Origin of the sequence: Rubrivivax benzoatilyticus JA2 = ATCC BAA-35, from assembly GCF_000190375.1 — a bacterium.
GTDB classification, from domain to species: Bacteria; Pseudomonadota; Gammaproteobacteria; order Burkholderiales; family Burkholderiaceae_C; genus Rubrivivax; species Rubrivivax benzoatilyticus.
Window position 1 is genome coordinate 1 of sequence record NZ_AEWG01000011.1, and the last position, 4,260, is coordinate 4,260.

Annotated in this window: 3 protein-coding genes; all 3 read right to left on the bottom strand. The window is 74.9% G+C overall.

Going from position 1 to position 4,260, the window contains the following annotated elements; all coding sequences use genetic code 11:
- A partial coding sequence (locus RBXJA2T_RS01160; RefSeq protein ID WP_009855476.1) for a transglutaminase family protein occupies positions 1 to 1,869 on the bottom strand: 1,869 nt, incomplete at its 3' end.
- Positions 1,870 to 1,992: 123 nt separating this feature from the next.
- Positions 1,993 to 3,357 (bottom strand): tetratricopeptide repeat-containing glycosyltransferase family protein, encoded by a 1,365-nt coding sequence (locus tag RBXJA2T_RS01165; RefSeq protein WP_009855477.1) that lies wholly within the window; start codon positions 3,355 to 3,357, stop codon positions 1,993 to 1,995.
- Between the two features lie 13 nt (positions 3,358 to 3,370).
- Positions 3,371 to 4,260, bottom strand: an 890-nt coding sequence (locus RBXJA2T_RS01170; protein ID WP_009855478.1) for a ComEC/Rec2 family competence protein, incomplete at its 5' end; no start/stop codon positions are given.

The window sequence follows — 4,260 nt, forward strand, 5'->3', positions numbered from 1 at the left end:
GGCTGGGGGTGCGCCGGCACCCTCACCCCAGCCCTCTCCCGCGAGCGGGAGAGGGGGCAGGTCCGTGCCGCGGGCGCTTCCCGGCCAGGCGACCGTGCCGCCTTCGGCGAAACCGCCGCCTTCGCGGTGCGCGTCCCAGCCGCGCGGCTGGGCGCGCACGCTGGCCGGCACCGGCAGCGGGGCCTGCGGCGCGAAGGGGTCGGGTGCGAACGAGGCCGGCCGGTCGCCAGCCTCGGCCCAGGGCAGCGAATCGAGCGGCAGACGCCAGCCCATCGGCGAGTCGCCGGGGATCAGGTAAAGGCGCTCGTCGCGCAGGAACCAGGGGCCGCTGATCCACTCCGGCCCCGCGGCACCGGCGAACCACTCGCGGCGCAGCGGCAAGGCGTAACCGGTGACGGCATCCAGCCCGGCGCTGAAGACGCGGCGCAGGCGCGCCCGCTCCAGCTCGTCGTCCAGTCGCGAGTCGAAGGGGTCGACGTTGCTCGGCAGCCGGCGCTCGCGCCAGAGGTAGTACCAGGCGTCTTCGTGGCCCGGCATCAGCCACTTCGGGTCCAGGCCCAGCCGGCGCGCCAGCGCGGCGCCGAAACGTTCAGCGTCGGCCACCGTGTAGGCATGCGTGTCGCGCTCGTCGGCGAACAGCGAGGCGTCGTGCCAGCAGGGCTGGCCGTCGGCGCGCCAGGCGATCGTCAGCGCCCAGCGCGGCAGCTGCTCGCCGGGATACCACTTGCCCTGGCCGAAGTGCAGGAAGCCGCCCTCGCCGTAGTGCGCGCGCAGCCGGTGCACGAGTTCGTTCGCCAGGCCGCGTTTGGTCGGGCCCAGCGCGTCGGTGTTCCATTCGGCGCCGTCGCGGTCGTCGACCGAGACGAAGGTCGGCTCGCCGCCCATCGTCAATCGCACGTCGCCGCGTTCGAGCTCGCGGTCGACCGCCTCGCCCAGCGCCAGCACGTCCTGCCACTGGTCCTCGGTGTAGGGCTTGGTGACACGCGGCGACTCGTGCACCCGCGTGACCTGCATCGTGTGGCCGAAGGTCACCTCGCAGGCGTCGACCGCGCCGGAGACCGGCGCCGCGGTCGAAGGCTCGGGCGTGCAGGCCACCGGAATGTGGCCTTCGCCGGCCAGCAGGCCCGAGGTCGGGTCCAGGCCGATCCAGCCGGCGCCCGGCAGGTAGACCTCGCACCAGGCGTGCAGGTCGGTGAAGTCGGTCTCGGCGCCGCTCGGGCCGTCGAGCGACTTCAGGTCGGGCTTCAGCTGGATCAGGTAGCCGGAGACGAACCGCGCCGCCAGGCCGCAGTGGCGCAGCGCCTGCACCAGCAGCCAGCCGGTGTCGCGGCAGGAGCCGGACTTCCTGGCCAGCGTCTCTTCGGGCGTCTGCACGCCGGGCTCCAGGCGGATCAGGTAGCCGATCTCGCGCTGCAGCCGGCGGTTGATCTCGACCAGGAAGTCGATCGTGCGCACGCGTTCGCGCGGGATGCTGGCGACGAACTCGGCGAACCGCGGCGTCGCCTCGTCGCGCGCCAGGTAGGGCGCGAGGTCGTGCGCCAGTTCGGGCGCGTAGGCGAACGGGAAGTGCTCGGCCTCGGGTTCGAGGAAGAAGTCGAACGGGTTGTAGACCGACATCTCGGCCACCAGGTCGACGGTGACCTTGAACTCGATCGTCTTCTCCGGGAAGACGAGGCGCGCCAGGTGGTTGGCGAACGGGTCCTGCTGCCAGTTGACGAAGTGCTCGCCGGGCTCGATGCGCAGCGAGTACGAGACGATGGGCGTGCGGCAGTGCGGCGCCGGGCGCAGACGCACGACCTGCGGCGAGAGCCCGACGCGGCGGTCGTAGCGGTAGTGCGTGACGTGGTTCAGCGCGACGTGGATGGACACGGACGGAGCTCCTGCGGCGGGATGCCGCGGTGTTGCAAGTGCCGGGCCACGGATGCAGCACGCGGGCTGCGACGATGATGCCAGCGCGGCGATGACGGCCGCAGCGCGCCGCGCAAGCCGGCCTCAGATGGCGAGCGCGGCTTCGAGCTCGGCCTGCAGCTCGGCCACCGCGTCGGCCCAGCGGCCCGCCGCCGGACGGCGGAACAGCCGCATCACGCCCGGATACCAGGGCGTGTCGGCGCGGCCTTCGAGCCAGCGCCAGTCGACGTTGTAGTCGGGCAGCAGCAGCGCGCACGGCGTGCCCAGCGCGCCGGCCAGATGGGCGATGGCGGTGTCGACGCTGACGACGAGGTCCAGGTTCTCGATCAGCGCCGCGGTGTCGGCCAGGTCGGCCACGTCGGGCATCGGGTTCAGCAGCGCGAACGGCGGCGCCGCGGCCTCGTCCTCGCCGGCGCCCTTCTGCAGGCTGACGAGCTGCACGCCGGGCAGCGTGGCCAGCGGCGCCAGTTCGGCCAGCGACGGCAGCGAACGGCAGGCATCGGTCTCGAAGCGCGGGTTGCCGCGCCAGACCAGGCCGATGCGGCGGCGGCGGCCGGCGTCGCCGAGCACGGCGCGCCAGCGGGCGACGCGGGCCGGGTCCGGGCGCAGATAGGGCAGCGCGGCCGGCACCGAGTCGACGCGCGTGCCGAAGTGCCACGGCAGGCTCATCGCCGGCGCCCACAGGTCCCAGTCGCCCGGCGCGACCTCGGCCGTCGGCGGCACGACCACGTCGACGCCGTCGGCACCGGCGAACAGGCGGACCAGCGGCGCATAGGCCAGCACGCCGACACGCCCGGCACCGGCGGCCTTGGCAACGGCGGCATAACGCACGAACTGGATCATGTCGCCGAGGCCGGCCTCGGCGCCGATGAGCAGCGAACACCCGGCCAGCGGCTCGCCGGCCCAGCGCGGCAGCGGCAGCCGGGCGGCCAGCGTGTCGGACCAGCGGCGGCGCTCGAACAAGGCCCAGCCTTCGTCCCAGCAGCCCTGGCGCAGCCGCAGCGTCGCGAGGTTGAGCGCGGCGTCGACGTGGCCGGCGTCGAGCTCCAGCGCCCGCCGGTGGCAGCCTTCGGCCAGGCGCTCCAGGCCGGTGGCCGCGTAGAGCAGACCCAGGTGCGTCCAGGCGGCGGCGGATGCCGGGTCCAGCGAGACCGCACGCGTCAGCGCGACCTCGGCGTCGAGCCGGCGCTTGCGCGTCAGCAGCAGCGTGCCGAGCAGGTTCCAGATCGGCGCCGCCTGCGGCGCCAGCGCCAGCGCGTCGCGGTAAGCGGCCTCGGCCTCGTCGGCGCGGCCGGCGCGTTCGAGCACCAGCGCGAGGTTGGCGTGCGCCTCGGCCAGCGTCGGCTGCCGCACGATCGCCTCGCGCAGCGCGGCCTCGGCGCCGGCCAGGTCGCCCGCTTCGAGGGCGCAGGTGCCCTGGGCGAACAAGGACTCGGCAGCGGCGGACACGGGTCAGGCGGGATCAGCGGGAGGAAGGCCGATGATGCCAGTAGCGGCGCGAGCGCTCGCGCTCGCAGTGCGCGCGGCCGTCGGCGGCCAGCGTCCACGCGCCGCATTCGTCACTGCGCACCAGCACGATGCCGCGCTCGACGAAGCGCGCGCTCACCTCCGGCGCCGGGTGGCCGAAGCGGTTCAGGTAGCCGGCCTGCACGACGGCGACCCGCGGCGCGACCGCGTCGACGAAGGCCTCGCTCGACGAGCTGCGGCTGCCGTGGTGCGGCACGACGAGCACGTCGGCACGCAGCGGCGCACCGGCGGCCACCAGCGCCCGCTCCTGTGCCGCCGGCAGGTCGCCGGGCAGCAGCACGCTGGCGAGCGCACCGCGCACGCGCAGCACGCAGCTCGTGGCGTTCGACGCCTCGTCGGCGATGGCCATGCCGGCCGGCGGGTGCAGGACCTCGAAGTCGACACCGTCCCAGCGCCAGCGCTCGCCGGCCATGCAGCGCCGGTGCGGCACGCGGCCGAGCAGCGGGTGCTCGGCCGGCAGCGAGCCGACGATCTCGGCGACCGGCAGCGCCTGCAGCAGCGCGGCGGCGCCGCCGACATGGTCGCCGTCGCGGTGGCTGAGCATCAGCAGGTCGATGCGGCGCTCGCCACGGGCGCGCAGCAGCGGCACGAGCACGCGCGAGCCGGCATCGGCCTCGGGGCTCCAGCGCGGGCCGGCGTCGAACACCAGCAGGTGGCGCGCGGTGCGCAGCAGCAGCGCGCTGCCCTGGCCGACATCGGCGGCGACGAGCTCGAAACGCCCCTCGGCCGGCCGCGGCAGCGGCGGTGCGAGCAGCGGCAGCATCAGCGGCAGCGCCAGCCCGCGCAGCCGCCACGGCAGCGGCAGCACCGCGAGCAGCCCGCCCA